A 2,721-nucleotide genomic window follows, 5' to 3' on the forward strand; every position below is an offset into this window, starting at 1 on the left:
AGGTCGTCGACGCCCCGGCGGCCGTTACGTCCATCCACGAGGAAGAGATCGCGCAGGTCGCCGCGACCGGGCAGGTCCCGAAGATCCTGGAGTTCACGCCGGGGGCCGAGATCACGCAGCGCGGCCTCTACGACTTCAACTTCAACACGCGCGGGTTCAACAGCTCGCTGAACCGGCGGGTCTCGACGTACATCGACGGCCGGGACGTCGGCGTCGTGCTCCTGGGCGCCCAGGAGTGGGCCGCGATCTCCGGGGGGCTCGACGACGTCGCCAAGCTGGAGTTCGTCCGTGGGCCGAGCGCGGCCCTCTACGGCGCGAACGCTTCGAGCGGTGTGGTGAACATTCTCACCAAGAACCCGAAGGACAGCCTGGGCGGGCTTGTGCGCACGACGTTCGGCGAGCTGAACTCGCGAGGCGTCGACTTCCGCCAGGCCTTCCAGTTCGGCGACGGGTGGTACGCGAAGGTCCTGGCCGGCTTCAAGGACTCCGGCGACTTCACCGTCTCGCGGAACCCGGACGTCGTGCGGTATCCCGAGTACTCGGAGTTTTGCCTGCTCGTCGGCCAGACCGACTGCCTGCCGGGAGAGCGCACGCTGCTGCGCGAGCAGGACAACGAGATCCGGTTCGGCGCCGTGCGCGTCGATCGCTACGTGTCCGACGAGGTGCTCCTGACCGCCGAGATCGGGCTGTCCACCATCAAGGGCCCGGTGTTCCAGACCGGGATCGGTCGCGTGCAGAACCTCGAATCGGAGCGCCCCTTCTACCGGTTCAACTTCTCGAGCCCGCACTGGAACGTCCTCGCCCACTACACCTCGCGCGAGGGGGACCAGGTGAACCTGCTCAAGGCCCTGGTGGTCAATTACGACCTCATCACGGACGACGAGCGTTACGGCGTCGAGTTCCAGGGGAACTGGAACCTCGGCGACAACGTGCGGTTCGTGATCGGCGGCGCCCACACCGAGGAAAACGTCGACTCGATCAACCCCGCGACGGGAAAGCAGACCGTCCTCTGGGAGCCCGTCTCGTCGAACCGACAGGCGCTCTTCAGCCAGGCCGACTGGAGCCCGAACCGGCACATGAAATTCGTCTTCGCCGGCCGGGTGGACAAGAGCACGCTGCACGAAACGCAGTTCTCGCCGAAGGCGGCGGCGGTCTGGAACATCAACAGCGAGAACTCGATGCGGCTGACCTACAACCGCGCCTTCCAGGTCGCGAACTACTCGGAGTACTTCCTCCACACACCCATCTCCTACTTCCCGATCGGCGGGTTCGTGCGGACGATCTGCGGCGCGCCGATCCTGCCGGAACCCGTCGATTGCGGCATCGACGAGGAGTTCGTCCCGATCCTCGCGGTGGGGAACGACGACCTCAAGCTCGAGCACACCGAGGCCTGGGAGCTCGGCTACAGCGGGCTTCTGGCGAACAAGGTCCTCGTCACGATCGATTACTACCGGGCGAAGAACACCGACTTCATCACCGACCTCGTGCAGCAGGTCGGGACGATCCTCGGCAACACGGAGGGGTGCGTCGACCACCGGCTGAACCCGAGCACCGACCCCAAGGTGTGCACGATCAACAACGACTACAAGCCGTGGATCAGCACCGAGGAGGCGGAGACGACGTACCTGGTCCCCGCGATCGGACTCACGGTCGCGCAGGCGCTGCGTAACGCGATCAACGCCTCGGTCGGGGGGAGGGAGCTCGGCTTCCGCCTCGCCCAGGATCTCGACGGTTCGACCGTGATCGTCGGGAGGACCTACGCCAACCTCGGCCGGGTCGACACCCAGGGGGTCGACCTCGGGGTCCAGTGGTTCATCACCCCCTGGTTGAATCTCCAGTTCAGCTACTCCTTGTTCGACTACGAGATCGTGGAACCGGGTGGCGACATCGAGGAGGTCGAGGAGATCCTCCTGCCCAACTCCCCGCCGCACAAGGTCAGCGCGGTGCTCTCACTGAACCGGGAACGCTGGGATGCCAGTGTGGGAGCCCGATGGGTCCACGGCTTCCGCTGGTCCGCCGGGATCTACCAGGGGGACGTCCCGGAGTACTCCAGCGTCGACCTCTCCGCGGGGTACAAGATCAACGACCACGTGCGGGTGGGCGTCAACGTCGCGAACGCCCGGGACACCGCGCACTACGAGAGCTTCGGCGGCGACCTGCTGTACCGCCGTGCGTTGGCCAACGTCACTTTCGGCTGGTAGACGCGACGTGACGCCCCCTCGAGGGCGTTTGGATCCATAGAACGCCGACTTACGGCAAAGTTTCGCTCGAATTTCCACGAGTTTCTCTTCCGCGGCGTGGGAACCGGGGCGCAGAATCGCCGCACGCCGCAGTCGTCCGGTCACGTCCGTTGTTTCGTTAGGGGGCTCCATATGGTTCGACGGGATTGCGTCTTCCAACTCGGCATCCTCTTCTTCTTCATCCTCGCGTCGGGGCTGCCCGTGCGGGCTCACACGCCGGTGGTGGACTCCGCACTGACGGACTGGTGCGTCGGGGCGCCGTCGAACACCGCGACGGGAGGCGGGCGCGTCGAGGACCGCGCGGTGCAGTTGTCGTGCGGGAACTGCTCGGCGGCCACGAACCTCGCCTGCGTCGTCAACTCCGACTGCCCGTCGGGACAGACGTGCGTGAACCTCGGCTCCAAGACGGAGAGCGCCTTCTGGGACAACCGCACCGACGGCGCGGTGAACGACCTCGGAACGGTCGCGATGACCCAGAACG

The 2,721-nt window shown here is 65.9% G+C and carries 2 protein-coding genes; both read left to right on the forward strand.

Annotated features, from left to right (window positions below; translation table 11 throughout):
• The coding region (locus VF139_02625) for a TonB-dependent receptor (GenBank protein HEX6850275.1) at positions 1-2,201 on the forward strand (2,201 nt) is incomplete at its 5' end.
• A 171-nt stretch (positions 2,202-2,372) separates the two neighbouring features.
• The coding region (locus tag VF139_02630) for a hypothetical protein (protein ID HEX6850276.1) at positions 2,373-2,721 on the forward strand (349 nt) is incomplete at its 3' end.

The sequence above is a fragment of the Candidatus Polarisedimenticolaceae bacterium genome (genome assembly GCA_036376135.1).
GTDB lineage: Bacteria > Acidobacteriota > Polarisedimenticolia > Polarisedimenticolales > DASRJG01 > DASVAW01.